This is a genomic window from Streptomyces sp. NPDC101490, from assembly GCF_044767145.1.
Taxonomy (GTDB): Bacteria; Actinomycetota; Actinomycetes; order Streptomycetales; family Streptomycetaceae; genus Streptomyces.
This window is the reverse complement of the sequence record NZ_JBIWNI010000001.1, coordinates 1-24,706: the sequence shown is the minus strand read 5'-3', so window position 1 is coordinate 24,706 and position 24,706 is coordinate 1. Positions and strand designations below refer to the sequence as shown.

22 protein-coding genes are annotated in these 24,706 nt (G+C 72.5%); 9 read left to right on the top strand and 13 right to left on the bottom strand.

Annotation, left to right across the window (positions count from 1 at the left end; genetic code table 11):
- Positions 1-237 precede the first annotated feature (237 nt).
- The 7 genes from ACIRQY_RS00110 to ACIRQY_RS00080 all read right to left on the bottom strand — a co-directional run bounded on the left by ACIRQY_RS00110 (position 238) and on the right by ACIRQY_RS00080 (position 5,773).
- The gene (locus tag ACIRQY_RS00110) at positions 238-1,626 is read right to left on the bottom strand and encodes an 8-oxoguanine deaminase (RefSeq protein ID WP_351780461.1); all 1,389 of its coding nucleotides are present in this window, start codon (positions 1,624-1,626) and stop codon (positions 238-240) included.
- A gap of 48 nt (positions 1,627-1,674) precedes the next feature.
- Positions 1,675-3,081, bottom strand: a complete 1,407-nt coding sequence (locus ACIRQY_RS00105; RefSeq protein ID WP_403920957.1) for a nucleobase:cation symporter-2 family protein — start codon at positions 3,079-3,081, stop codon at positions 1,675-1,677.
- Positions 3,082-3,152: 71 nt separating this feature from the next.
- Positions 3,153-4,076 (bottom strand): factor-independent urate hydroxylase, encoded by a 924-nt coding sequence (pucL, locus tag ACIRQY_RS00100; protein ID WP_351780465.1) that lies wholly within the window; start codon positions 4,074-4,076, stop codon positions 3,153-3,155.
- Between the two features lie 5 nt (positions 4,077-4,081).
- Entirely contained in the window at positions 4,082-4,471 is a 390-nt protein-coding gene (uraH, locus tag ACIRQY_RS00095) for a hydroxyisourate hydrolase (RefSeq protein ID WP_351780467.1), read from the bottom strand.
- Positions 4,468-4,983 carry a 2-oxo-4-hydroxy-4-carboxy-5-ureidoimidazoline decarboxylase gene (uraD, locus tag ACIRQY_RS00090; protein ID WP_403920953.1) on the bottom strand — a complete coding sequence of 172 codons (516 nt, stop codon included), beginning with the start codon at positions 4,981-4,983 and terminating at the stop codon, positions 4,468-4,470. The genes uraH and uraD overlap by 4 nt, the downstream gene beginning before the upstream one ends.
- A gap of 155 nt (positions 4,984-5,138) precedes the next feature.
- Entirely contained in the window at positions 5,139-5,477 is a 339-nt protein-coding gene (locus tag ACIRQY_RS00085; RefSeq protein ID WP_351780626.1) for a helix-turn-helix domain-containing protein, read from the bottom strand.
- 44 nt (positions 5,478-5,521) lie between these two features.
- Positions 5,522-5,773: a hypothetical protein gene (locus ACIRQY_RS00080; RefSeq protein ID WP_403922241.1), complete on the bottom strand. Its 252-nt coding sequence runs from the start codon at positions 5,771-5,773 to the stop codon at positions 5,522-5,524.
- Between the two features lie 140 nt (positions 5,774-5,913).
- Between ACIRQY_RS00080 and ACIRQY_RS00075 the strand changes: the two genes are divergently transcribed.
- The 4 genes from ACIRQY_RS00075 to ACIRQY_RS00060 all read left to right on the top strand — a co-directional run bounded on the left by ACIRQY_RS00075 (position 5,914) and on the right by ACIRQY_RS00060 (position 10,787).
- On the top strand, positions 5,914-6,747 hold the full coding sequence (locus ACIRQY_RS00075) for a TIM barrel protein (protein ID WP_403920950.1): 834 nt from the start codon (positions 5,914-5,916) through the stop codon (positions 6,745-6,747).
- 233 nt (positions 6,748-6,980) lie between these two features.
- The gene (locus ACIRQY_RS00070; protein WP_403920948.1) at positions 6,981-7,871 is read left to right on the top strand and encodes a 2-hydroxy-3-oxopropionate reductase; all 891 of its coding nucleotides are present in this window, start codon (positions 6,981-6,983) and stop codon (positions 7,869-7,871) included.
- 252 nt (positions 7,872-8,123) lie between these two features.
- Positions 8,124-9,581 carry a catalase gene (locus ACIRQY_RS00065; RefSeq protein ID WP_403920945.1) on the top strand — a complete coding sequence of 486 codons (1,458 nt, stop codon included), beginning with the start codon at positions 8,124-8,126 and terminating at the stop codon, positions 9,579-9,581.
- Positions 9,582-10,115: 534 nt separating this feature from the next.
- On the top strand, positions 10,116-10,787 hold the full coding sequence (locus tag ACIRQY_RS00060; RefSeq protein WP_403920943.1) for a DUF1524 domain-containing protein: 672 nt from the start codon (positions 10,116-10,118) through the stop codon (positions 10,785-10,787).
- Here ACIRQY_RS00060 and ACIRQY_RS00055 read toward each other — a convergent pair.
- Entirely contained in the window at positions 10,723-12,045 is a 1,323-nt protein-coding gene (locus ACIRQY_RS00055; protein ID WP_403920941.1) for an MFS transporter, read from the bottom strand. The two genes, ACIRQY_RS00060 and ACIRQY_RS00055, sit on opposite strands and share 65 nt — an antisense overlap.
- A 96-nt stretch (positions 12,046-12,141) precedes the next feature.
- On the opposite strand from ACIRQY_RS00055, the gene ACIRQY_RS00050 reads away from it, so the two are divergent.
- Positions 12,142-13,128 (top strand): ArsR family transcriptional regulator, encoded by a 987-nt coding sequence (locus ACIRQY_RS00050; protein ID WP_403920938.1) that lies wholly within the window; start codon positions 12,142-12,144, stop codon positions 13,126-13,128.
- Between the two features lie 204 nt (positions 13,129-13,332).
- On the opposite strand, the gene gcl is transcribed toward ACIRQY_RS00050, so the two are convergent.
- Both gcl and ACIRQY_RS00040 read right to left on the bottom strand, forming a co-directional pair.
- The gene (gene gcl, locus ACIRQY_RS00045; protein WP_403920935.1) at positions 13,333-15,120 is read right to left on the bottom strand and encodes a glyoxylate carboligase; all 1,788 of its coding nucleotides are present in this window, start codon (positions 15,118-15,120) and stop codon (positions 13,333-13,335) included.
- A gap of 135 nt (positions 15,121-15,255) precedes the next feature.
- Complete coding sequence (locus ACIRQY_RS00040) at positions 15,256-15,498, bottom strand: hypothetical protein (protein ID WP_403920932.1); 243 nt, start codon at positions 15,496-15,498, stop codon at positions 15,256-15,258.
- Positions 15,499-16,456: 958 nt separating this feature from the next.
- On the opposite strand from ACIRQY_RS00040, the gene ACIRQY_RS00035 reads away from it, so the two are divergent.
- The 3 genes from ACIRQY_RS00035 (at position 16,457) to ACIRQY_RS00025 (ending at position 18,485) form a co-directional block, all read left to right on the top strand.
- Positions 16,457-17,005: a hypothetical protein gene (locus tag ACIRQY_RS00035; RefSeq protein ID WP_403920929.1), complete on the top strand. Its 549-nt coding sequence runs from the start codon at positions 16,457-16,459 to the stop codon at positions 17,003-17,005.
- A 135-nt stretch (positions 17,006-17,140) separates the two neighbouring features.
- Entirely contained in the window at positions 17,141-17,944 is an 804-nt protein-coding gene (locus ACIRQY_RS00030; RefSeq protein ID WP_403922239.1) for a TIGR04222 domain-containing membrane protein, read from the top strand.
- Positions 17,945-17,963: 19 nt separating this feature from the next.
- Positions 17,964-18,485 (top strand): GNAT family N-acetyltransferase, encoded by a 522-nt coding sequence (locus ACIRQY_RS00025; protein ID WP_403920926.1) that lies wholly within the window; start codon positions 17,964-17,966, stop codon positions 18,483-18,485.
- Between the two features lie 270 nt (positions 18,486-18,755).
- Here ACIRQY_RS00025 and ACIRQY_RS00020 read toward each other — a convergent pair whose 3' ends face one another.
- From ACIRQY_RS00020 to ACIRQY_RS00010, 3 genes are all read right to left on the bottom strand, one after another.
- The gene (locus tag ACIRQY_RS00020) at positions 18,756-19,967 is read right to left on the bottom strand and encodes an esterase-like activity of phytase family protein (protein ID WP_403920923.1); all 1,212 of its coding nucleotides are present in this window, start codon (positions 19,965-19,967) and stop codon (positions 18,756-18,758) included.
- Positions 19,968-20,156: 189 nt separating this feature from the next.
- A complete protein-coding gene (locus ACIRQY_RS00015; RefSeq protein ID WP_403920920.1) occupies positions 20,157-21,800 on the bottom strand; it encodes an AMP-binding protein in 1,644 nt (547 codons plus the stop codon).
- Complete coding sequence (locus ACIRQY_RS00010) at positions 21,797-23,548, bottom strand: AMP-binding protein (protein WP_403920917.1); 1,752 nt, start codon at positions 23,546-23,548, stop codon at positions 21,797-21,799. The genes ACIRQY_RS00015 and ACIRQY_RS00010 overlap by 4 nt, the downstream gene beginning before the upstream one ends.
- A 120-nt stretch (positions 23,549-23,668) precedes the next feature.
- Between ACIRQY_RS00010 and ACIRQY_RS00005 the strand changes: the two genes are divergently transcribed.
- Positions 23,669-24,499 (top strand): response regulator transcription factor, encoded by an 831-nt coding sequence (locus ACIRQY_RS00005; protein ID WP_403920914.1) that lies wholly within the window; start codon positions 23,669-23,671, stop codon positions 24,497-24,499.
- The last annotated feature ends 207 nt before the right edge of the window (positions 24,500-24,706 follow it).

Genomic DNA, 24,706 nt, shown 5'->3' with positions numbered 1-24,706 from the left:
CGTGGGGGGGGGGGGGGGGGGGGGGGGGGGGGGGGGGGGGGGGGGGGGGGGGGGGGCGGCGGGGGGGGGGGGGGGGGGGGGGGGGGGGGGGGGGGGGGGGGGGGGGGCGCGCCGCGGGGGGGGGGGGCCCCGCCCCGCCCGCCCCCCCCCCCCCCCCGGCCCGGCTGCCGCGGACCCTCTCGGGTTCGCGGCGACCGGCCGAGGGCCGTCCCCCTCGGCCGGACTCCGTGGGGAGGGTCAGCCCTGGGCCGCGATGCGGGCCAGGCGCTGTGCCTCCGTGCGCGCGTCGCGCGCGATGGTGTCCTCGTCGACGGTGAGCAGGCGGTCGTTCTCGACGATCTGCCGGCCGTTGACGAAGGAGGCGGTGACCGGGGCCGCCGCGCCGAGGACGATGGCGGTGACCGGGTCGGCGATCGTGGAGTGGCCGAGGCCGTCGGTCTTCCAGAGGACGAAGTCGGCGAGCTTGCCCGGTTCCAGGGAGCCGATGCTGTCGGCCCGGCCGAGGACCTGGGCGCCGCCGTAGGTGCCCAGGCGCAGGGCCTGGCGGGCGGTGAGCGCGGCCTCGCGGTGGGCGCCGAGCCGGTTGATCAGGAGCGCGTTGCGCAGTTCGGTGTGGAGTTCGCCGGACTCGTTGGAGGCGGTGCCGTCGACGCCGAGGCCGACGGGGACGCCCGCCTTCAGCATGTCGGGGACGCGGGCGATGCCCGCGGCGAGCCGCGCGTTGGAGGAGGGGCAGTGGGCGACACCGGTCCTGGTGCGGGCGAAGGCGGCGATGTCGGAGTCGTTCATGTGGACGCAGTGCGCCATCCACACGTCCTCGCCGAGGAAGCCGGTGGACTCGAAGTAGTCCGTCGGGCCCATCCCGAACAGTTCGTGGCAGAACTTCTCCTCCTCCACGGTCTCCGAGCCGTGGGTGTGCATCCGTACGCCGAGGCGGCGGCCGAGCGCGGCTCCCTCGCGGAGGAGTTCGGTGGAGATGGAGAAGGGCGAGCAGGGGGCGACGGCGACCTGGGTCATCGCGTCGAAGGAGGCGTCGTGGTACCTCTTCACCGTCTCCTCGGTCGCGGCGAGCGCGCCCTCGGTCGTCTCGACGGCGAAGTCCGGCGGCAGGCCGCCGTCCTTCTGGCTGCGGTCCATGGAGCCCCGGGCGAGGGTGAAGCGGACGCCCATCTCGGAGGCGGCGCCGATGATGGCGCCCGACAGGTCACCGGAGTTCACCGGGTACACGTAGTGGTGGTCCATGGCGGTGGTGACACCGCCGCGGGCCATCATCGCGAGCGAGCCCCGGGCAGCGGCGCGCACCATCGGCTCGTCGATCCGGGCCCAGGTGGGGTAGAGGGCGACGAGCCAGTCGAAGAGGTTGTGGTCGGTCGCGAGACCCCGGGTGATCCACTGGTAGAAGTGGTGGTGGGTGTTGACCAGACCGGGTGTGACGAGGTGGCCGGTGGCGTCGATGCGCCGGACCACGTTCTCCAGGCCCTCGGGAGCCTTTCCGGCACCGATGGACTCGATCCTGTTGCCCGCGACGACGAGGTGGCCGGAGGCGTGTTCGGTGTCGTGCGCGTCGACGGTGGCGATCGCCGCGTTCTCGATGACGATGCGCTGGGCTGCCGAAGGTGCTGCCATGGCGGTGGTTCCTTCATTCCGCTGGGGTGGAGTGGGCACGGCAGGACCCTAGGAGGATTTGAGTGCCGGGGCCGGGTGGCGGCTCCGGGTGCCGAGATGGTGGAAGAACAGGTTGAGCAGGACGGCGACGAGCGCGCCGGCGCTGATGCCGGAGCCGAGGACCGTCTGCGCCCAGGAGGGGAAACCGGCGTAGAAGGTGGGGGCGGCGAGCGGGATGATGCCCGCTCCGAGCGCGACGGCCACCAGGATGATGTTGGAGCTGTCGTCGAGTCCGGCTTCCGACAGGGTGCGGATGCCGCTGACGGCGATCGAGCCGAAGAGGACGATGCCCGCGCCGCCGAGGACCGGCATGGGGACCGTGGAGACGACCGCGCCGAGGACGGGGAAGGCGCCGAGGACCAGGAGGGCGCCGCCCGCGGCGGCGACCACGTACCGGGACCGCACTCGGGTCAGCGAGACGACGCCGACGTTCTGGGCGAAGGCGGAGGTCGGGAAGCCGCCGAAGACGGGTCCGAGCAGGGTGGCGATGCCGTCGGTGCGCAGTCCCCGGGTGATGGTGCGGCCGTCGCTGCGCCGGTCGCAGATCTCGCCGAGGGCGAGCATCCCGGCGCTGGACTCGGTCATGAGGACCAGCATGACGATGCACAGGGAGAGGATCGCGGCGGGCTGGAACTCGGGGGCGCCGAAGGCGAAGGGGGTGGGCAGGGCGGCGACGGGCGCCTCGCGCAGGGCGCCGAAGTCGGCGAGGCCGAAGGGGATCGCGGCGAGGGTGCCGATGAGGAGGCCGAGGAGCAGGGCGATCTGTCTGACGAAGCCCTTGCCGAAGCGCTGGAAGAGCAGGATGACGACGAGGGTGAAGCCCGCGAGCGCCAGGTACTTCATGGCGCCGAAGTCGGCGGCGGTCCTGTCGCCGCCCTGGGCCCAGCCGACGGGCACGGGCATCAGGGTGACCCCGATGAGGGTGATGACGACGCCGGTGACGAGCGGCGGGAAGAAGCGCAGGAGCCTGCCGAAGAAGGGTCCGACGGCGAGGCAGAAGACTCCGGCGACCATGACCGCGCCGTAGATGGCGGGGAGTTGGCGGCCGGGGGCGCTGGTCTCGGCGATGGCGAGCATCGGGGCGATGCCCGCGGAGGAGGCGGCGTTGACGAACGGGAGCCGGTTCCCGGCGAAGCGTCCGATGCCGAGGGTCTGCAGGAGGGTCGCGCAGCCGGCGATGAGCAGGCTCGCGGCGATGAGCCGGGTCATCCCGGCCGCGTCCAGGCCGACGGCCTGACCGATGATGAGCGGAGGGGTGACGACGCCTGCGTACATGGCGGCGATGTGCTGGAGTGCCGCGGGGACGAGCCGCGAGGCGGGGAGCTTTTCGTCCACCGGATGGACCTGACGGGTGGTGTCCGGCGAGGTGGAACACGGGCCTTCGGCGGGTGCCGGCCCCTTTGCGGGCTGTGCCATGAGATTCCCTCCGGTCTGGCGCGGCCCCGGCCCGACTGCGGGCGGGCGGGGGCCGTTCACTCAGATGCCGCTTAGAGGTTGGTCATGTCGACCGGGATCCGCGCCGTGGCTCCGTCGCGGAGGACGGTGGCCTCGATGAGGCCGTACATGCGGTCGGCGGCGTAGTAGACCTCGTTGTCGTTCTTCAGGCCGAAGGGTTCGAGGTCGACGAGGAAGTGGTGCTTGTTGGGGAGCGAGAAGCGGACTTCGTCGATCTCCGAGCGGTGGTTGATGATCCGCGAGGCCATCTGGTAGAGCGTCTGCTGGAGGGAGAGCGAGTAGGTCTCGGCGAAGGCCTGGAGCATGTGCTTCCGGGTCTCGGCGTAGGACCGCTCCCAGTGGGGCATCCGCTGCTCGTCGTCGGTCCAGTTGAACCGCCACCGGCCGGACACCTGGGTGGCCAGGATGCGGTCGTAGGCCTCCTGGAGCGTCGTGTACTTGTCCTTGATGTAGCCCCAGAACTCCGAGTTGGTGGAGTTCATGACGACGAGGTCCTTGAGGCCGGAGATGACCTCCCAGTTCTGGCCGTCGTAGGTGATCTGGGTGACGCGGGTCTCCTGGCCCTGGCGGACGAAGGAGTGGTTGACCTGGTCGGCGCCGATGAACCTGGAGTTGGCCTCCGAGGTGGCGATGCGGTCCCAGGCGTACTCCTCTATCCGGATGCGGGCGCGCCGGATCGGCTCCTGGCTCGTCACGAAGTGCCGGGCGAGGTGGATGCCGAACTGCTCGGCGGACTCGATGCCGTACTCCTTGGCGAACGCGAAGACGGTGTTCTTCGTCGTGTCGGTGGGGAGGCAGTGGGCGTTGGAGCCGGAGAGGTGGAGGTCTTCGAGGTCGCCGGAGAGGGCGACGGAGACGTTGAGGTCCTTGATGTGGTGGGTGTCGCCGTCCCGCGTGATCTTGACGACGCGGTTCTCTGCTTTGCCGTACTGGTTCTGGCCGAGAATCGTGGGCATGTCTGCTAGCTCCCTCGGTATACGGAGTAGCCGAACGGGTTGAGCAGCAGCGGTACGTGGTAGTGCTCGCCGGGGGTGACGGCGAACGTGATCGCCACCTCCGGGAAGAACGCACCGCTGTCCCTTACGCGGGGGGCGTCCTGCTGCGCCTCGGCTCGGTTCTTGGAGAAGTACGTCTCGACCTCGAAGTCGAGGCGTACATGGGTGGTGCCCTCCGGCAGGGCCGGCAGGTCCTTGCAGCGTCCGTCCGCGTCGGTGGCCGAACCGCCGAGCGCGACCCACTCCGCGTCGGAGCCGCCGCGGGCCGCGAGCGTGACGGCCACGCTCCCGGCGGGGCGGCCGATGCTGGTGTCCAGGATGTGTGTGGACACCGAGGCCGTGGTGTCGGTGCTCATCGCGCGTCCTCTTCCTCTACGAGTCGGGTCAGCCGAATACGGTTGATCTTGCCCAGTTCGGTGCGGACGGTCTCCCGCTCCGCCTCGGGCGAGTTCCCGATCCGTTCCCGGAGCGCGTCACGCATCTGCTCTCCGGTCCTGCCAGTGGCGCAGATGAGGAAGACATGGCCGAACCTGTCCTGGTAGTCCAGGTTGAGTTCGCGCATCTCCGCCTTGAGTTCTTCGGAGGATCCGTCCATTCCCCTCTGTTCACGGGAGGAGGTCGGGTCCCCTGCCTTCGGACGACCGATCGGCGGGTGCCCCGACATCGCCTCGGCCAGGTCCTCGCCGGTCAGCTCGGCCATGGCGGCGTCACTGCTGAGGAAGAGGGCTTCGGCGGTGGTGTACGGGCGCTGGGCGAGGATCCTGCTCCCCCACGCCGAACTGGAGCACACCTCGTGGAGCGCGGCGACGGCCTCGCTCTCCGCCGAGGTGTTGAACCGGGTGAGACCCGGTGTCGTACCTGAAGTCACGGGAAGCCTCCGTGGCTGTTTTTCGCTGTGCGTCGGACGGGCTGCGGATAGCTAACGCCCTCGGCAACACGACGTCAACACTTTGTTGAAAACTCGGTCACGCAAAAGCCGCCGTCCCGACATCCGGACGACGGCTTGCGGCAATGCCTGTTCAACTACTCGCCCTTGGCGGCCTTTTCCCTGCTCAGAGCGGTCTCACGGTTGAGGTAGTTGTACACCGTGAAGCGGCTGACCCCCAGGGCCCCGGCCACCGTCTCCACCCCGTGACGCACCGAGAACGCGCCACGCGCCTCCAGGAGCCGGACGGCCTCCTGCTTGGCCTTGCGGTCGAGCTCGGCCAACGGCATCCCGTGCCGCCGCTCCATCGCGGCCAGGATGTGGTCCAGCGATTCGGACAGCTGCGGCAGCCGCACGGCGAGGACCTCCTCCCCCTCCCAGGACAGGACCACGTCGTCGGCCTCCGCCTGCGCGGGGCCCAGCAGCTCGGCGCCCATCGCGTCGGCCAGCGGCTTCACGGCGGCCACCAGCGGGTGCTCGCTCACTTCCCGCCCTCCCCGATCACATTGACCTGGAGGGAGACACGGGTGGCACCGGCCGCGAGGGACCGGCGCAGCAGCTCGTCGACCGCGCCGAGGACCTCGTCGGCACCACCCTCCGCCGTGTTGCCGAAGGGGCCGACGTCGACCGCGTCCAGTTCGGCGGACTGGATGACCTCACGGGCCACGACCGCGTGCGCCGGGGCCTCGTCGAGGTCGAACGGCTCGGTCGTGAACTCCACTCTCAAACGCACCATGGCCCCACGCTACGGCCCTGCCGGGACCCACGGGAGCCCCGGACCTGCGGGGACCCCTTGACAAGTACACCGCCCGCCTTGCAGCATTCCGTCAGACAGAAACTTACTTCCGCGATACGGAAGGAGCGCCGCCCCTCATGGGATTCACGGACCAGCGCTTCGATGTGAACCTGTCGATCCTCTTCACGGAACTCCCGCTCCTGGAGCGCCCCGCGGCCGCCGCCGCGGCGGGCTTCACGGCGGTCGAGCTGTGGTGGCCCTGGATCGACACCGCCACCCCCGAGCAGAGCGAGCTCGACGCACTCAAGAAGGCCCTCGACGACGCCGGCACCCGGCTGGTGGGCCTGAACTTCTACGCCGGACGGCTCCCCGGCCCGGACCGCGGCGCCCTCTCCGTGCCCGGCGAGGAGTCGGACCGGTTCCGGACCAACATCGAGGTCGCCGCCGGCTTCGCGGCCTCGGTCGGCTGCCGGGCGCTCAACGCGCTCTACGGCAACCGTGTGGAGGGCGTCGACCCGCAGATCCAGGACACCCTCGCCCTGGAGAACCTGGTCCTGGCGGCCCGCGCCGCCCACCGCATCGGCGCGATCCTGCTGATCGAGACCCTCAACGAGCCGGAGTCGCCGCTCTACCCGCTGGTGAGCGCGGACGCCGCCGTCGCGGTGGTGGACAAGGTGAACGCGGCCACCGGCCTCGGCAACGCCAAGTTCCTCCTCGACGTCTACCACCTGTCGATGAACGGCGAGGACGTCAGCCGGGTCATCGCGGAGTACGCCGACAGGACCGGTCATGTGCAGATCGCGGACAACCCGGGCCGCGGTGCGCCGGGCACCGGCGGGCTGCCGCTGGAGCGGCTCCTCGACGAGCTGACGAAGGCCGGGTACGACGGCTGGGTCGGCCTGGAGTACAAGGCCCCCGACGCCGCCGCGTCCTTCGGGTGGCTCCCCGCCGAGGCCCGCGCCGCCCACTGACCCCGGCGCGACCGCGAAAGGCGGACCGCCGACCCGGCGGGCCTCCGGCGGAACCCCGAAAGGCGGACCGCCTACCCCGGCAGGACTCCGGGCAGGCACCCCGCCGACCCCGGCAGGACCCCAGCGGCGGGCTCCCGCCGACCGGCGGGACCCGCCTCCCCGGCCGCACCCCCGCCGACCGCCCGTCGGCCCGCGACTCCTCCCCGTTCCACCTGTTTTCGAGAGGCACCCTCATGAGCACCCTTCCCAAGATCGCGTGGATCGGCCTCGGCATCATGGGCTCCCCCATGTCCGAGAACCTCCTGAAGGCCGGCTACCCCGTCACCGGCTACACCCTGGAGCAGGACAAGCTGGACCGCCTGACCGAGGCCGGGGGCACCGCCGCCGGGTCGATCGCCGAGGCCGTCGCGGACGCCGACGTCGTCATCACGATGGTGCCCGCCTCCCCCCAGGTCGAGGCCATCGCCTACGGCCCCGAGGGCATCCTGGAGAACGCCCGGCGGGGCGCGCTGATCGTGGACATGTCGTCGATCACCCCGCAGACCTCGGTGGACCTGGCGAGGAACGCCGCCGAGAAGGGCATCCGTGTCATCGATGCCCCGGTGTCCGGCGGCGAGGCCGGTGCCGTCGAGGCCGTCCTCTCCATCATGGTCGGCGGCGAGCAGGCCGACTTCGACGAGGCCCTGCCCGTCCTGGAGGCCCTCGGCAGGACCATCGTCCTGTGCGGCCCGCACGGCTCCGGCCAGACGGTGAAGGCCGCCAACCAGCTGATCGTCGCGGTCAACATCCAGGCCTGCGCCGAGGCCGTGGTCTTCCTGGAGAAGTCCGGGGTGAACCTCGCGGCCGCCCTCGACGTCCTCAACGGCGGCCTGGCCGGTTCGACCGTGCTGACCCGCAAGAAGGACAACTTCCTGAACCGGGACTTCAAGCCCGGCTTCCGGATCGACCTCCACCACAAGGACATGGGCATCGTGACCGACGCCGCCCGCAACGTCGGCGCGGCCCTCCCGGTCGGCGCGGTCGTCGCCCAGCTCGTCGCCTCGCTGCGCGCCCAGGGCGACGGCGGCCTGGACCACTCGGCCCTGCTGCGCGCCGTCGAGCGCCTCTCCGGCCAGCAGGTCTAGGGCGTGTTTCGAAAGGAGCGCCGTCTGCCCGGAAGGCAGTCGGGACTTTCGAAACACGCCCCACTGCCCGCCCCGGCGCGCCGGGGCCCCTGATCTCCGGCCGGTGGCGGCGCTGACAACCTGTCCTGTCGCGCCCAGGCGCCGCCACCGGCCGGAACACCACACTTCCTTTTCAACAAACTGTTGACGTCTTCTTCGGGCCGAACCTACGCTCCTCGGACCGTCAGCAGAGCCCCCGTACGGAAGGTCACGATGTCGAAGCGCGTGCTTACGACCGAGTCCGGCGCCCCCGTCGCCGACAACCAGAACTCCGCCACCGCCGGCGTCGGTGGCCCCCTCCTCCTCCAGGACCAGCACCTGCTGGAGAAGCTCGCGCGCTTCAACCGTGAGCGGATCCCGGAGCGCGTGGTCCACGCCCGGGGCTCCGGCGCGTACGGCTTCTTCGAGGTGACCGACGACGTCACCGCGTACACCGCCGCGCACTTCCTCGGTGAGGTCGGCAGGCGGACCGAGACCTTCATCCGCTTCTCCACCGTGGCCGACTCGCTCGGCGGCGCGGACGCGGTCCGCGACCCGCGCGGCTTCGCGCTGAAGTTCTACACCGAGGAGGGCAATTACGACCTTGTCGGCAACAACACCCCGGTGTTCTTCATCAAGGACCCGATCAAGTTCCCCGACTTCATCCACTCGCAGAAGCGCGACCCCTTCACGGGCAAGCAGGAGCCGGACAACGTCTGGGACTTCTGGGCGCACGCCCCCGAGGCCACCCACCAGGTCACCTGGCTCATGGGCGACCGCGGCATCCCGGCCTCGTACCGGCACATGAACGGCTACGGCTCCCACACCTACCAGTGGACCAACGAGTCGGGCGAGGCCTTCTTCGTCAAGTACCACTTCAAGACGAACCAGGGCGTCCGCAGCCTCTCCGCCGAGCAGGCCGCCGAACTGGTCGGCAAGGACGCCAACTCGCACCAGACCGACCTGCTCCAGGCGATCGAGCGCGGGGTGAACCCGTCCTGGACGCTGTACGTCCAGGTGATGTCCGCCGCCGAGGCCGCGGAGTACCGCTTCAACCCGTTCGACCTCACCAAGGTGTGGCCGCACAGCGACCACCCGCTCCAGCGCGTGGGCCGTCTGGTCCTCGACCGCAACCCGGACAACGTCTTCGCCGAGGTGGAGCAGGCCGCGTTCTCCCCGAACAACTTCGTGCCGGGCATCGGTCCCTCGCCGGACAAGATGCTCCAGGGCCGCCTCTTCGCCTACGCCGACGCCCACCGCTACCGCCTCGGCGTCAACCACACCCAGCTCGCGGTGAACGCCCCGAAGGCGGCCGTCGCCGACAACTACGGCCGGGACGGCCTGATGGCCACCCGCCAGGGCTCGCGCCACGACAAGAACTACGAGCCCAACTCGTACTCCGGCCCGGCCCAGACCGGCGCGGCGCTCTCCGCCCCGCTGGCGGTCCACGGCTGGACCGGCACCCACGCGGCCCCGCAGCACACCAAGGACGACGACTTCTTCCAGGCGGGCGAGCTGTACCGGCTGATGTCCGAGGACGAGAAGGGCCGTCTGGTCGCCAACATCGCGGGCGGCCTGTCCCAGGTGTCCCGCGAGGACGTCATCGAGAAGAACCTCGCGCACTTCGCCGCCGCCGACGCGGACTACGGCAAGCGTGTGGCCGAGGCGGTCCGCGCCCTGCGCGAGGACTGAGCCTCCCTCACCACCCAGACTGCGTACGGCACATGACGGGAGGTCAGTGTCGTACGCGGTCCGGATCGACCGGCCCGCATGAGGGGTGGCCGGTGATCCGGACAGCGCGAGGACCGCGGCGGCGACGAGCCAGTGCGGTGGTAAGGGCGTGAGGTCCCCCTTCCCGACCTGAGGGAAGGGGAGTGCCGGCCGCCCGTCGCCGCCGCCGCGGTCCCGACGCCCCCCCACTCCGCCCGGCGGCAGGAACGTCCTGCGCGTCGGCCTCGTGCCGCCGGGCGGTCACCGACGGGAGAGCGCGGAACCAGGTATACGGTCCCTGGTCCCGCGCTCTTCTTCCGTACCGCCCCACCGCTCCTTCCCCCACTCCCCCGGGGCCCCCTCGCCCGGCTTCCTCCCGCGCGAGGCCGCCCGTACGAATCCTTCTCGTACGACTCCGCCGACGCATCGTTTCTGCGGTGAAGACGCGCACCCGCTCGGGGGGTTTACCGCGATTCGGCACACCCTCGCCCCACGCCCGGGGTTATGCACTTCTCCATGCTGAAGAACCTGATGCGCGGGCTCGTCCCGCTCGCCCTGATCCTGTCGCCGCTGGCCGCGCCCTCCCCCGCCCTCTCCGCCGGGGTCGGGGTGGTCCTGCTGCCCGACGCGCTCGCCGAGCTGCCGGAGGCCACCGAGGACCCGACCGGCTTCCGCCCGGCCGCCTTCCCCCACTGGAACACGGGCCTCGACGCGGCCGACGGCTGCGACACCCGCTCCGAGGTGCTGCTCGCCGAGGCCGTCGACGCCCCCGGCACCGGCGCGGACTGCGCGCTGACCGGCGGCCGGTGGACCTCGTACTACGACGGCCAGAGCGTCACCGACCCGACGACGCTCCGCGTCGACCACCTCGTCCCGCTGGCGGAGGCGTGGGAGTCCGGCGCCTCCGGGTGGACCCAGGAGCGGCGCGAGCGGTTCGCGAACGACCAGGGGGCGACCGCGACGCTCGTCGCCGTCACCGCCCGCAGCCAGCGCGCCAAGGGCGACCGGGACCCGGCCGAGTGGGTGCCGTCGGACGCCGGACAGTACTGCCGCTACGTCGGCGAGTGGATCTCCACCAAGCTGCGCTGGGGCCTGTCGGTCGACAAGGACGAGATGGAGGCGCTCAAGCTGTTCGCGGACGGCCCCTGCGAGGAGACCGTCGTGCTCCGCTCGACGCCTCGGAGCTGAGCGGCCCCTCGACCACGGCCGCCCCGGCGGCCCGGCCCCCGTCACAGCCGTCACAGCCGTCACAGCCACCATCAGGACCGGAGGGTCCGGGACCGGTGGTCCGGTCCCTCCGGTCCGCCCGGGCCAGGACGCAGGTGACCGCGAGCGAGGCGACGGCGAGGACCGCCATGCCCGTACGGGGCGAGGTGTACTGGGCGAGCGTCCCGGCGAGGGCCGCGCTCAGCCCCTGGAGGGCGAGCATCCCCGAGGAGTGCAGCCCGAGGGCGTGCCCGCCCAGCTCCTCCGGCACCAGGGCCATCAGCCGCTCCTGGTGCAGGAGGCTCGCCCCGTACCCGACCGCCGAGACCGTCACCGCGAGCAGCGCGAACGGCAGCGGCGGGTCCAGGACGAACAGCGGGAACGGGGCCGCGAGCAGCGCCTGGAGCGGGAAGCGGAGGCGTCCGCGCAGCCGCGCCGGTACGAAGCGGCCCACCGCGGTGTCCCCGGCCAGCATCCCCAGCGCGCCGCAGGCGAAGAGGAGCCCGGCGTGCCCGGGGTCGTACGGCACGAACAGCGACTCGCAGCCGACGATCAGCCCGTTGGGCACCCACAGCGCGAGGTAGCAGCGGCGGCGGGCGGGCGAGGAGAGCAGCAGCCGGTTGGTCCGCCAGGTCCCGGCGACGGACGCCCGGCCCTTCGCGCGCGGCGGGCGGGCGCCGAGTCCGAACCGGGCGAGGAGCGCGGCGGCCAGGTAGCAGCCCGCACCGGCCAGGACCGCACCGCGCGGCGAGAGCAGGGCGACGAGGAGGCCACCGGTCGCGAAGCCCGCGATCTGGCAGACGCCCGTGGCCATGTTCGTGACCGAACGGCCCAGCAGATACGCGTCGCGGGGCAGGATCTCGTTGAGGAGTCCGTACCGCACTCCGCCGCCGAGGGAGGCCGCGAGCCCCTCGGCGAACAGGATCACGAAGAGCGCCCAGACCGGCAGGCCGGGGACCGCGAGGACCGCCGTGCCCACGGCGAAACAGAGGGCGATGCCGCCGATCGCGGCGCGCGGCGGCAGCCGGTCTGCCGCCGAGAGCAGGGTGGTGGCGCCGACCAGTTGGGCGAGCGAGGGCCCGAAGAGGGCGAGGGCGGCGAGGAGCGGGGAGCCGGTCGCGCGGAAGACGAGCGTGGCGAGGCCGAGCCCGGCGACGGTCTGGGCGGCGTTGTGGGCCGCGCCGGTGAGGAACAGCGGGGTGAACTCGGGGACCCGGAAGAGGTCGCGGTAGCGGGGCATGCCGGGAGTCTCGGACCGGGCCCGGCGGCCCGGTACTGTTTCGCGCACCGGCGAAAGGCCGTACGGGCCGGGGCGTCGGAAGGGGCGGTGGGCGGCGTGGGCTGGTGGCAGATCGGCACGGATTCGCTGGCCGGGAGCCGGTTCGTCGTCTCTCCGCTCGCCGAGACGGTCGCCGCCCTGAAGACCCTGCACACGGGGACGGGCTCCCATCCCGGTGAGCGCGCCTGGCTGGCCGCCCGGCTGCCCGCGTACCGGCGACGGCTCGCCGCCGCACCGCTCGACGCGCTGCTCGTCCGGGCCGCGATCGGGCCCACCTGGAACGCGGACTTCCTGACGCCGACGCCCACGGGCGCGCCCGGCCGGTCCTTCGAGGAAGAGGTCGCGGCCGTCCGGGAGTGCGAACCCGGCGACGCCGTACCGCAGTTGGAGGTGGCGGTCGGCGGCCCCGTACCGGAACCGCTGCGGACGGCGAAGGACCTGCCGGACCGGCTCGCGGGCGTCCTGGAGTGGGTGTGGCGGGAGACGGTGCTGCCGGACTGGGCGCGGCGGCGCCGGGTCCTGGAGGCCGATGTGGTGGCGCGCACGGCGCGACTGGCGCGGGACGGCTGGGCGGCGGCCGTCGGCGAGCTGGATCCGGGCAGGACGCGCTGGCTGGGCGAGGGGCGGCTCCAGGTCAACGCCCGCGCGTATCCGCCGCGTCGGGTGGACGGAGGGCGGCTCCTCTTCGTTCCCGTGACGCCTCGGACGGGCTGGGTCTCCTGGGAGGGCTCGGAGCGTTTCGCGCTCGTGTACCCGTGCTCCGGCGCCCTCGCGGACGTGACGGGCCCCGTGGTGCCCGAGGCGCTGGGCGCGCTCCTCGGCCGGGCCCGCGCCGGGGTCCTCGTACGGCTCGGATCGCCCACGTCCACCAGTCAGTTGGTGGCGCTCACCGGACAGGGGCTCGGGTCGGTGGGACGGCATCTGAAGGTGCTGCTCGACGCCGGTCTCGTACGACGTGACCGGGCGGGCCGGTCGGTCCTGTACGTGTGGACGGCGGCGGGCGCGGTGCTCGTACGGGCGCAGGGAGACGCGCGCCGCCCCTGAATGTCCTTGCGACGGAGGGCCTGGGAGCGCCGGACATCAGGACGACGACTTCCGGACGAAGATCCGCCGGACAACGACCTTTCAAGGAAGGCCTGTTGAGCAACAAGCCCCGCACGAAAGGCCGTCGGGCACACGGGCGGCCCCCGCTCCGGTGCGCGTCGGGGCGCTTTCGGGGCGGGGGCCGCGGGCGGGGGGCGCTCGGGGTCAGACCCGGAGGGGCTTGATCGAGGTCGGCGCGTGGCCGGGTTCGGTCGCCAGCTCCTCGAACTCGGTGACGTCGCTCATGTCCACCGTCTTGCTCATGGCGATGTTGGTGATGCGCTCCAGGATGGCTTCGACGACGACCGGGACCCGGTGCTCGACGGCCAGCTTCTTGGCCTGCTCCAGCGCCTCGCCCAGCTTGTCCGGGTCGGTGACGCGGATGGCCTTGACGCCCAGGCCCTCGGCGACCTTGACGTGGTCCACGCCGTAGACGCCGATCTCCGGGGTGTTGATGTTCTCGAACTCCAGGTTGACCTCGAAGTTGATGCCGAGGCCGCCCTGCGCCTGGCGGATCAGACCCAGGTAGGCGTTGTTCACGAGGACGTGGACGTAGGGGACCTTGTGCTGGGCGGCGACCGCCAGTTCCTCGATCATGAACTGGAAGTCGTAGTCGCCGGAGAGCGCGACGACCGGGGTCTCCGGGTCGGCGGTGGCGACGCCGATCGCCGCCGGGATCGTCCAGCCGAGCGGACCGGCCTGGCCGCAGTTGATCCAGTGGCGCGGCCGGTAGACGTGCAGGAACTGCGCGGCGGCGATCTGGGAGAGCCCGATGGTGGTGACGTACCGGGTGTCCCGGCCGAAGGCCTTGTTCATCTCCTCGTAGACGCGCTGCGGCTTGATCGGGATGTCGTCGAAGTGCGTACGGCGCTGGAGCGTGGCCTTGCGGTCCTGCGTCGAGGCGGCCCAGGCGGTGAAGTCGGGGAGCCTGCCGGCGGCCTTCAGCTCCCCGGCGATCTCGACGAAGAGTTCCAGGGCGGCCTTGGCGTCGGAGGCGATGCCGTAGTCCGGGGCGAAGATCTTGCCGAGCTGGGTGGGCTCGATGTCGACGTGGACGAACTTCCGGCCCTCGGTGTAGGCGTCGAGGTTGTAGCCGGTGTGGCGGTTGGCCCAGCGGTTGCCGATGCCGAGGACGAAGTCCGACGCCAGGAAGGTCGCGTTGCCGTAGCGGTGCGCGGTCTGGACGCCGACCATGCCCGCGGACAGCTCGTGGTCGTCGGGGATGGTGCCCCAGCCCATCAGGGTGGAGATGACGGGGACGCCGGTCAGTTCGGCGAACTCGACGAGCAGGTCGGTCGCGTCGGCGTTGATGATGCCGCCGCCCGCGACGATCAGCGGCCGCTCGGACTCCAGGAGGAGGCCCAGCGCCTTCTCGGCCTGCGCGCGGCTGGCGCGCGGCTTGTAGACGGGCAGCGGCTCGTAGGTCTCGGGGTCGAACTCGATCTCGGTCAGCTGGACGTCGATCGGGAGGTCGATGAGGACCGGGCCGGGGCGGCCTGAGCGCATCAGGTGGAAGGCCTGCTGGAAAACGCCGGGGACCTGCGCGGCCTCCAGGACGGTGGTGGCCGCCTTGGTGACCGGCTTGGCGATGCTCGCGATGTCGACGGCCTGGAAGTCCTCCTTGTGGAGCTTCGAGACCGGGGCCTGGCCGGTGATGCAGAGGATCGGGACGGAATCCGCGATGGCCGAGTAGAGGCCGGTGATCATGTCGGTGCCCGCGGGGCCCGAGGTGCCGACGCAGACGCCGATGTTGCCGGCCTTGGCGCGGGTGTAGCCCTCGGCCATGTGGGACGCGCCCTCGACGTGGCGGGCGAGCGTGTGGTTGACGCCGCCCACGTTCTTGAGCTCGCGGTAGAAGGGGTTGATCGCCGCGCCGGGGACGCCGAACGCCTGGGTGACGCCTTCGCGCTTGAGGATCTCAACGGCCGCTGCGGCGGCGGTCATACGAGGCATGGGAGTGCTCCTGCTTCGGCCGGGCGGACCCAAGCCCACCGGTCGGCCCGAAGAGGAGCCGGGGAGCTTGTTTCCGTAATGCGGAAATACTGTTCTGCTATACGGAAGCAATGTAGGTCGGGCTCCGGAGAACCGTCAAGGGAGGTCCGCGCAGCGGGACGCGAAGGGGGCGCGGAAGTAGCCGAACGCCCACCCCCGGAGGCCCGTTGGGTGGACGATGGGACCGAACGACAGGGGGTTGACCGTGGGTGATCCGGTACCGGTGCGCTGCCCGGTGTGTCTGCGGACGCAGGCGTACGCGCCGCCCGTCCTGCCCTGCGCGTGCGGAAGCCCGGTCGCGCCGCCGGTGGTGGCGGGCGCGACGGCGGAGCCGGTCACCCACCGGAACTGGACCGACGAGTGGGTCACCGTCCGCTGCGACGCCTGCGGCCGCGAGAACGACTGCCCCCACCCCGACCTGGGCTGCCCCTGCGGAACGCTGCTCCGCGTACCGGTCCGGGGCCCGCGCGAGGAGGGCGGCCCGGGGACGGCGGACGACACCCCCACGGGCACGGCCCCGGACGCCACGGACGCCTCCCCCACAGGAAGAGGACGGAGTCCGGGGACCCTGGGCGGATTCCTTACGGGTACGGATACGGGTATGGGCACGGGGTCCGGTGGTACGGGTGCGGGCGCGCCCGGGCGCTGGGGGCCTTCGGCACCCGGCGGACCCGGCGCAGCCGGACCGGTGGGGCCTGTGGGGCCTGTGGGACCGGTGGGGCCTGTGGGGCCCGGGGCGCTCCCCGGCTGGCCGCTCACCGGCCGGAGGGCGCCGGGCGGCCCGCCCGATGTCCCCGGTCCGGGGCTCGACCTCGGCGCGGACCCGGAACGGGGACCCCGTACCGGCCCGGTTCCGGGCGGGGCCCCGGGGTCCGGCTCCGCGTCCGGAACCGACGGCGCCCTCCCCGCCGGATCGGGCAGCGGACCGGGCGACGGCCTGGTCCCGGGCCCCGGCGCCGGTCTCACACCCGCACCCGCGCCCGCCGACGGGGACCACGACGACGCCGACGCCGGTACGGCCGCCGGGGCGAGGCCGGGGCCGATGGCCTCGGACGCCTCCCCGTCGGGGCCGGTGGGTCCCCTGAGCCCCGAGGGCCCGGGAGGGCTCCCCGGGCGGGCGGCACCACCGGAACCCGTAGACCCTGCCGAAACTCCGGATCGCGTCGGCCCCACGGATCTCGTCGGACCCACGGATCTCGTCGAGCCCACAGGTCCCGACTGCCTCGCGGGTCCCGACGGCCCCAAGGGCGCGGACGGCCAGGCGGCCCGGACGGACCCCAGGGATTCCACCGGCCCTGTGGAGCGCACCGGTCCGGCCTCGTCGAGCGGCCCGGCAGGTCCCGCCCCGGCCGCCGGTCCCGGACGGGTGTCCCCCGGCGGCGGGCCCCGTTCCTTCGCCGAGCGGTATCCCGCGCACCCCTCGCACATCCCGCTGCCGCCGACCGCGCCCCGGCCCGCTCCGGTGCGCGGGGCGTTCCGGCCCGTGACGATCCGGACCTCACGGGACGCGGTCGCCGCGGCGGCCGGGTATCTGCGCTGGCTCGGCTTCCGGGACGTGGTCCAGCCGGAGGAGCGGCCCGTCTCCGGGGTGGACCTGCGGGGGCCGGGGCTCGTCGCCCAGGTCGACCCGAGCACCCGGCCGACGGGGCTCCGGGCGGTCGAGTGCCTCTGGCTCAACGGGCTGAGCGCCCCGGCGGTGAGCGTCTTCTTCTCGCTCGCGGGCTACACGCCCGAGGCCCGCTCGCGGGCCACCGAGGTCGGGCTGCCGCTGTTCGTGCTCGACCTCACCGGCACCCCGCAGCCGGTGAACGGCGCCGCCGACGAGCTGACGGCGGGCGGCCCCTGAGCCGAACGGCTCCGGCGCTCCGCCCCCGGCGCCCGTGCCGCCGAGGCCGCCCACAACACCTCAGCATCCGAAACCGGCCATTCACGCGTGACGATCACGCTCCCCCGGGCACAACACCCTCGGGGGGTGGGCGTGATGCCGACGGCGATGTGGTGGTTCATAGGAGCGGCCTGCGGGCAGTTGCTGCTCGCCGCCGTACTGCTGCGAACGCGCAGCAGGGAAAGAGGAACGGAGGAACCACCGCAGCCCCAGGCGCTCGCCCTGCTGCGGGGCGGGCGGCGGGCGGCCGTCACCGTGGCCCTGGTGGCGCTCCACCAGCGCGGCGCGGTCGCCGCGGGCCGCAAACATACGATTCGGGCCAACGGCGGCCCTGGCCGCACCCGGGACCCCGTACAGCTGGGTGTCCACGGGGCGCTGGACCGGGCCTTCCGGCTGCGGGACCTGGCGCAGCGGCCCGAGGCGCGGCGGGCGGTGGACACGCTGAGCGGGGAGCTGCGGGGAGCGGGGCTGCTGCGGCCCCGGACGCGGCTGTGGGCGGCGCGGGTGCTCCTCGGCTGCGTGCCGGTGACGGTGCTCGCGGGGGCGTACGCGACGGGAAGGTCCGGCACGACGGCGGTGGGGGCGCTCGCGGCGGGGACGCTGCCGGTGCTCGCGGCGGTCGTCCTGCTGCGGCTCCCGACGGCGACCCCGGCCGCGCGGCGGCTGCTGTCGGCGCTGCGGGAGCGGTATCCGCTGCCCGCGCACCGGCGCGAGGTGACGGACGGGAAGCTGGTCCAGTTGTACGTGGCGCTGTACGGCGATCCGGCGCTCAGGCTGTTCCTGCCGAGGTTCTCACGGGACGGCGGGCTGCTCGACCGGCCGCGCGAGGTGGACGGATTCCGGCCGCCGGACGGTGGGGGCGGGGACGCGGGACCGGGTGCGGTCGGCGGGCGGTGCTGAGGCCGCGCCATACTGTCGTATGCGTATCAGAGCGGCCGCACCGGCCGAACTCCCGCTGCTCCAGGACATCGAACGAGCGGCGGGCGAACCGTTCCGCGGGCTCGGCATGGCGGCTGTCGCGGACGACGATCCGCTGCCGCTGGACGTGCTGGAGTCGTACCGGGGCGCCGGCCGGGCGTGGGTGGCGGTGGACGCCGCCGACCGTCCGGTCGCGTACCTGCTGGCTGACACCGTGGACGGCGCCGCCCACATCGAGCAGGTGTCGGTGCATCCGGACGCGGCCCGCCGGGGGGTGGGCCGGGCGCTGATCGAGCATCTGGCGGCGTCCGCGCGGGAACGGGGTCTCGCGGCGCTGACGCTGACGACGTTCACCGAAGTCCCGTGGAACGCCCCGTACTACACCCGGCTCGGTTTCCGTCCGCTGACCGGGACGGACCCGGCCCTGACGGAGGGGCTGCGCGCGATCAGCGCCGCCGAGGCGGCCCACGGCCTCTCGGCCTGGCCCCGCGTCTGCATGCGGCGGGAGGTGGCGGGCCCCTGAGCCCCCCGGACACCGGGCGGGGAGCCCGGTGTCCCGTGTCACCGCGCGTGCGGCGGGACTGGCGCCGGTTCCGACGGCTTCCCGGGGGCAGGGCTGGTTCCGATGGCTTCCCGGGGGCGGGACTGGTTCCGGCGGCTTCCCGGGGAGCGGTCGAGAACAGGCGCTCGCTCCCGTAACCACGCGGCCAGGGAAGGCCGTTCGGACTCCGGGCGGGCGGCGGGCCCGTCCCGTGCGGGACGCGCTTCGCCGCCCCGGGCCGTGGCCCGTTCCTCAGCGGGTCCGGATGCCGAGCGCGACGAACTGAGTGACCGCGTCGTCGGCGAAGTTGTCGTCGCTGACCAGGACGAGGGTTCGTTCGCCGCCCGGCAGGGTCGGGCCCCAGGTCATGCCCTCGGTGTTGTCGACCGTGGACAGGCCCAGGTCATGGAAGTCGACGACGAGGCTCTTGCGCATCGGCCGGACGTCCCGGCCCGCCAGGGAGTCGAAGGTCCGCACATCGGTCGCGCCGCGGGTGGTGGCGTCGTAGAGGCGGATCTTGTAGCCCGAGCCCGCCACCCAGGTCCGTTCGAGTACGAGGTAGCGGCTGGGGTCCTCGGGGAACGCGAGGATCGAGGGCACTCCGGTGTCCGGGGGCCAGGGGCTGGACGGGTCGGACGCGGTGAAGATCCTTTCGACGGGGTAGGCGTACTGCCCGAGTACGTCACCGCCCCGGTCCTGCCGGGTGACGCGGGCCATCGCCCCCTGCTCCAGGGTGGGCTCCGGGCCGTCCTGGAGGAGCGGGCCCTCGACGGCGCTGGTCAGCACGCGGCCCCCCTCCCCGAAGGTGATCGCCTCGATCGCCTTGTTCCGCCGGGGGCCCCGGTCGCCCAGGGTGACCTCGTAGGCGGCGGGCAGCGGCAACTGCCCGAGGTAGGAGCCGGAGCGTCCCGCGAACCGGATCGACGGCTGGATCACCGGCTGGTCCGGCGACTTCGGCCGCTCGCCCTCCTGCGCCCACCAGTACCGGCAGGTCCACGGGTCCACCCGGATCTCCTCCGGGTCGACGGCCCGGCCGTCGCCCGCGCTCACCGGCGGATGGACCGAGCCGTCCGGCTGGAGGAACGGGTGGGTGCCGGTGAAGTCGACGGAGTGCACACCGGCACCGTCCACCCGGACCCTTGCGGTGTAGAAGCGGGCGGGCTGCAGACTCGAGCGGTCGTCGCTGATCATGACGTACTCGCCCGTGCAGGGATTCCGGTCGATGCCGGAAAGACCGCCGACGGTCGTGTCCTGGAAGCCGAGCTTGTGCGGAACGATCTTCTCGCCCAGCAGCCGGGCCTTCGCACCGACGGCGAACTTCACCGCGGTGCCGGTACGGATTTCGGTGCGGGACGCGGTGTCGGTACGGGTGGCGGTGTCGGGCCCGGCCGCCAGCGCGGGGGTCACCGTCGCCGCCAGCACCAGGGCCGCGACGGACGCGCGGCGGATCAAGGAAGGTCTCATGCACGTGATCTTGGCCCGTGCACGGGGAAAGCGCAGTCCCCCATGCGCGTGACAAGATCAGAATTGTCTTCCGGCCCCGGAGGTACGGCCGGTGACGGTGCTTCAGCTTGGATGGGCCCCTTCGGCGGACCCCCTCCGGTCCGCGAAGGGCCGTGCCGTCTCCGCACCCTCGGTCCGGGGCCGCCCGGCTCACCGCGCCCCGGCCGCCTCCCCGTACCTCTGCCGCAGTTCCACCTTCCGCACCTTCCCGCTCACCGTCATGGGGAACTCGGTGAGGATCTCCAGCCGGCGCGGGATCTTGTAGTGCGCGAGGCGGTCGCGGCAGAAGGCGGTGAGGTCGTCGAGGGTGGGCGGGGCGGCCGGGTCGAGGGGGATCACACAGGCCAGGATCTCCTCGCCGTACCGCTCGTCGGGGACGCCCACGACCTGCACGTCCGCGATGGCGGGATGCCCGTACAGGAACTCCTCGATCTCGCGCGGGTAGACGTTCTCACCACCTCTGATGATCATGTCCTTGATGCGGCCGACGATCTGGACGTAGCCGTCGTCCCGCATCACGGCCAGGTCTCCGGTGTGCATCCAGCGAGCGGGGTCGATCGCCTCGGCGGTCTTCTCGGGCTCGTCCCAGTAGCCGAGCATCACGCTGTAGCCGCGGGTGCGCAGCTCGCCCGCCGTGCCGCGCGGCACGGTGAGCCCGGTCACCGGGTCGGCGATCTTCACCTCGACGTGCGGCATGACCCGGCCGACCGTGCCGGTCCGCCGCTCCAGGTCGTCGTCGCGGCGGGTCTGGGTGGAGACCGGCGAGGTCTCGGTCATGCCGTAACAGATCGACACCTCCGCCATGTTCATCTCGGCGACGACCCGCTTCATCACCTCCACCGGGCACGGCGAGCCCGCCATGATCCCAGTGCGGAGCGTGGAGAGGTCGTACGAGGCGAAGTCGGGGAGGTTCAGCTCCGCGATGAACATCGTCGGCACCCCGTACAAGGAGGTGCAGCGCTCCTCCTGGACGGCCCGGAGCGTGGCCGCCGGGTCGAACGACGCCGCCGGGATGACGATGCAGGCACCGTGGGAAGTGGCGGCCAGGTTCCCCATGACCATGCCGAAGCAGTGGTAGAAGGGCACCGGCACGCAGATCCGGTCCCGTTCGTCGTAGGCGATCATCTCCCCGACGAAATAACCGTTGTTGAGGATGTTGTGATGGGAGAGCGTGGCCCCCTTGGGGAAGCCCGTCGTGCCCGAGGTGTACTGGATGTTGACCGGCTCGTCGCAGGAGAGCAGTTCCGGGCGCAGCTCGCCCGGCGTCCGGGCCAGAAGGGCGTCCCAGCTCGGGTCGTCGAAGTAGACGGCCTCGCGCAACTCCGGGCATTCGTGCCGCACTTCCTCGACCATCGCCCGGTAGTCGCTCGCCTTGTGGGCGAGGGAGGCGAACAGCAGCGAGATGCCCGCCTGCCGCAGGACGTACCCCAACTCATGTGCGCGATAAGCCGGGTTGATGTTGACCATGATCGCGCCGATGCGGGCGGTGGCGTACTGGACGAGGACCCACTCGGCGCGGTTGACCGCCCAGATGCCGACCCGGTCGCCCTTGCGGACGCCACTGCCGAGGAGGGAGCCCGCCAGCCGGTCGACGTCCGCGCCGAACCGGGCGTACGTCCAGCGGCGGCCGGTCGGCACGTCGACCAGCGCCTCCCGCTCCGGCCAGGTGGCCACGGCCCGGTCGAGGTCGGCCCCGACGGTGTCACCGAGGAGCGGGGTCGTGGAGGTCCCGTGCGCGTACGAGAGGCTGGGGAGCGGGGTGGAGGAGGTCCCGGTCCCGGACGAGAGGTTCACGCGAGGTCCCCCTCGGCGTACTCCGTGCCGCCGCCCTCCGCCGTCAGACGGCGCAGCTCCACCCGCCGGATCTTGCCCGAGACCGTCTTGGGCAGCTCGGCGAACTCGATGCGCCGGACGCGCTTGTACGGGGCGAGGACCGCGCGCGAGTGCGCGAACAGGACCCTAGCGGTCTCCGCCGTCGGCTCCCAGCCCGCCGCCAGGACGACGTACGCCTTCGGGACGGCCAGCCGCAGCGGGTCGGGGGCCGGGACGACGGCCGCCTCGGCGACCGCCTCGTGTTCGAGCAGGGCGCTCTCCAGCTCGAAGGGGCTGATCTTGTAGTCGGAGGCCTTGAAGACGTCGTCGGAGCGCCCGATGTACGTGATGTACCCGTCCGCGTCCCGCGCGCCGATGTCACCGGTGCGGTAGTAGCCGCCCGCCATGGCCTCGGCCGTACGCTCCGGATCGCCGTGGTACCCGGTCATCAGACCCACCGGGGCGGCCGCGAGATCGAGACAGATCTCGCCCTCGTCCACGTCCGGGCGGCCGGTCACCGGGTCGAGGAGGGTGACGCGGAAGCCGGGGCTGGGGCGGCCCATGGAGCCTTCCTTGAGCGGCTGACCGGGGCTGTTGGAGACCTGGACGGCGGTCTCGGTCTGGCCGAAGCCGTCCCGGACGGTGACGTCCCAGGCTCGCCGCACCGCCTCGATGACCTCCGGGTTGAGGGGTTCGCCCGCGGCGACGACCTCGCGCGGCGGGGTCTTCAGGCGGCCCAGGTCGGCCTGGACCAGCATCCGCCACACCGTCGGCGGGGCGCAGAAGCTGGTGACGCCGTTGCGGTCCATCTCGTCCATCAGGCGGGCCGGGTCGAAGCGCGTGTAGTTGTGGATGAAGACGGTCGCCTCGGCGTTCCACGGCGCGAACAGGTTCGACCAGGCGTGCTTGGCCCAGCCGGGCGAGGAGATGTTGAGATGGACGTCACCGGGCCGGAGACCGATCCAGTACATCGTCGAGAGGTGCCCGACCGGGTACGAGGTGTGGGTGTGCTCGACCAGCTTGGGCCGGGCGGTCGTGCCGGAGGTGAAGTACAGCATCAGGGGGTCGTCGGCGCGGGTGACACCGTCGGGCTCGAACACGTCGGAGGCCTCGTACGCGTGGGCGTACCGCAGCCAGTCGGCGCCGACCCCGGCGGCGCCTCCCTCGCGGGGTCCGACTCCGACTCCGACTCCGACTCTGTCTCCGGCTCCGGCTCCGCCGACGGCGATCCGGGTGTACGTGCCGGGCACCTCGTCGAACTTGGCGGTGTCCTCGGCGCGGACCACGACATGGCGGGCCTGTCCCCGGTCGACGCGGTCGCGCAGATCGGCGGGGCCGAGGAGCGGGGTGGCGGGGATGAGGACGGCGCGCAGCTTCATCGCGGCGAGCGCGGTCTCCCACAGTTCCACCTGGTTGCCCAGCATCACGACGATCCGGTCGCCCGCGCGGACGCCCCGGGCACGCAGCCAGTTCGCGACGCGGTTGGAACGGGCGGACATCTCGGCGAAGCCGACCCTGGTCTCCGTCCCGTCCTCCTCGACGATGTGCAGGGCGGTCCGGTCGTTGCCCGCCGCGATGACGTCGAACCATTCGAGCGCCCAGTTGAACCGCTCGGGCCGGGGCCAGACGAAGCCGTCGTACGCCGTCCCGTAGTCCTCGCGGTGCTGGAGCAGGAAGTCCCGGGCGGCCCGGAACTCCTCCGTCGCGCTGGTCGCGCCCGTATCGGTCATGCGTCCTCCTCGTTGCGGGACCGGTCCAGGACATCGTGTAATCAGTGACCCAGGTCTCACCACCCCCGTTCGGGGGTGAACCCGGCGGGATCTGCGGCGAGGGCGGCGAAGGAGAGCGCGGTGCGTGAGCACGTCGAATCGGTGGAGCTGCGGGGCGCGCTGCTGCGGCTGCGCCGCGCCACCGGCCTTCCGGTCGTCTTCGGCGGACTGCTGCACGAGGGGCGGGCGCTGCGGATCGCCGAGCTGAACGGGGCGGTGACCCCGGCCCTGCGCGGTCTCGCGATCTCCACCGGCTCCGGTCTGGGCGGGAAGTGCCTGGCCCTGTCCCGGCCGTGCGCCGTGACGGACTATCCGGCGGCGCGGCACATCACCCACGAGTACGACGGTCCCGTCACGGCGGAGGGGCTGCGGTCGGTGATCGCGGTCCCGGTGGTCGTACGCCGGAAGGTGCGCGGGGTGCTGTACGGGGCGCTGCGGGAGTCGCTGCCGATCGGGGAGCGGGTCTTCGACGCGGCGGTGGCGGCGGCCCGGGACGTGGAGCAGGCGCTCGCCGTCGGCGACGAGGTGCGGAGCCTGCTGGCGCCGCCGGAGGCGCAGGGGCCGCCGTCCGGGCCGTCCTGGGAGGAGGTCCGGCAGGCGTACGGGGAGCTGCGCGAGCTTGCGCCCCGGGTCGCCGACCCCGACCTGCGGGAACGGCTGCTCGCGGTGTGCGGACGGCTGGAGACGGCCTCGGGGACGACCGGCACCGCAGCCGGGGTGACCCTGACACCGCGCGAGAAGGACATCCTGGCTGCGGTGGCGTCGGGGGCGACGAACGCGACGGCGGCGGCACGGCTGGGGCTGCGCCCGGAGACGGTGAAGGGCTATCTGCGCTCGGCGATGCGGAAGCTGGGCGCGCACACCCGGACGGAGGCGGTGGCGGCGGCCCGGCGGGCGGGGCTCCTGCCCTGAGAGGGGCCGGCGGGTCCGGGGCCTGTCCTGAGGCGGAGGCTGCCGTGGGGGCCGTTCCCGCGGGGCGGGTCATCTCTCAGGGGTGTCGACGCGGATCTCGTAGGGGACATCCCTAGGGCGTGTCTTCAAAGACTCCTTGATGGGGCATCATGTGGTGCATGGTGCGGCGGCATGAGCTCTCGGACGAAGAGTGGGTTGTGCTGTCGG

Excerpts from the sequence above, each read along its gene's own strand:
- ACIRQY_RS00110 (WP_351780461.1), bottom strand. The coding sequence starts at position 1,626 with ATGGCAGCACCTTCGGCAGCCCAGCGCATCGTCATCGAGAACGCGGCG.
- ACIRQY_RS00105 (WP_403920957.1), bottom strand. The coding sequence starts at position 3,081 with ATGGCACAGCCCGCAAAGGGGCCGGCACCCGCCGAAGGCCCGTGTTCC.
- pucL (WP_351780465.1), bottom strand. The coding sequence starts at position 4,076 with ATGCCCACGATTCTCGGCCAGAACCAGTACGGCAAAGCAGAGAACCGC.
- uraH (WP_351780467.1), bottom strand. The coding sequence starts at position 4,471 with ATGAGCACCGACACCACGGCCTCGGTGTCCACACACATCCTGGACACC.
- ACIRQY_RS00085 (WP_351780626.1), bottom strand. The coding sequence starts at position 5,477 with ATGGGCGCCGAGCTGCTGGGCCCCGCGCAGGCGGAGGCCGACGACGTG.
- ACIRQY_RS00075 (WP_403920950.1), top strand. The coding sequence starts at position 5,914 with ATGGGATTCACGGACCAGCGCTTCGATGTGAACCTGTCGATCCTCTTC.
- ACIRQY_RS00070 (WP_403920948.1), top strand. The coding sequence starts at position 6,981 with ATGAGCACCCTTCCCAAGATCGCGTGGATCGGCCTCGGCATCATGGGC.
- ACIRQY_RS00065 (WP_403920945.1), top strand. The coding sequence starts at position 8,124 with ATGTCGAAGCGCGTGCTTACGACCGAGTCCGGCGCCCCCGTCGCCGAC.
- ACIRQY_RS00060 (WP_403920943.1), top strand. The coding sequence starts at position 10,116 with ATGCTGAAGAACCTGATGCGCGGGCTCGTCCCGCTCGCCCTGATCCTG.
- ACIRQY_RS00055 (WP_403920941.1), bottom strand. The coding sequence starts at position 12,045 with ATGCCCCGCTACCGCGACCTCTTCCGGGTCCCCGAGTTCACCCCGCTG.
- gcl (WP_403920935.1), bottom strand. The coding sequence starts at position 15,120 with ATGCCTCGTATGACCGCCGCCGCAGCGGCCGTTGAGATCCTCAAGCGC.
- ACIRQY_RS00030 (WP_403922239.1), top strand. The coding sequence starts at position 17,141 with ATGCCGACGGCGATGTGGTGGTTCATAGGAGCGGCCTGCGGGCAGTTG.
- ACIRQY_RS00025 (WP_403920926.1), top strand. The coding sequence starts at position 17,964 with ATGCGTATCAGAGCGGCCGCACCGGCCGAACTCCCGCTGCTCCAGGAC.
- ACIRQY_RS00020 (WP_403920923.1), bottom strand. The coding sequence starts at position 19,967 with ATGAGACCTTCCTTGATCCGCCGCGCGTCCGTCGCGGCCCTGGTGCTG.
- ACIRQY_RS00010 (WP_403920917.1), bottom strand. The coding sequence starts at position 23,548 with ATGACCGATACGGGCGCGACCAGCGCGACGGAGGAGTTCCGGGCCGCC.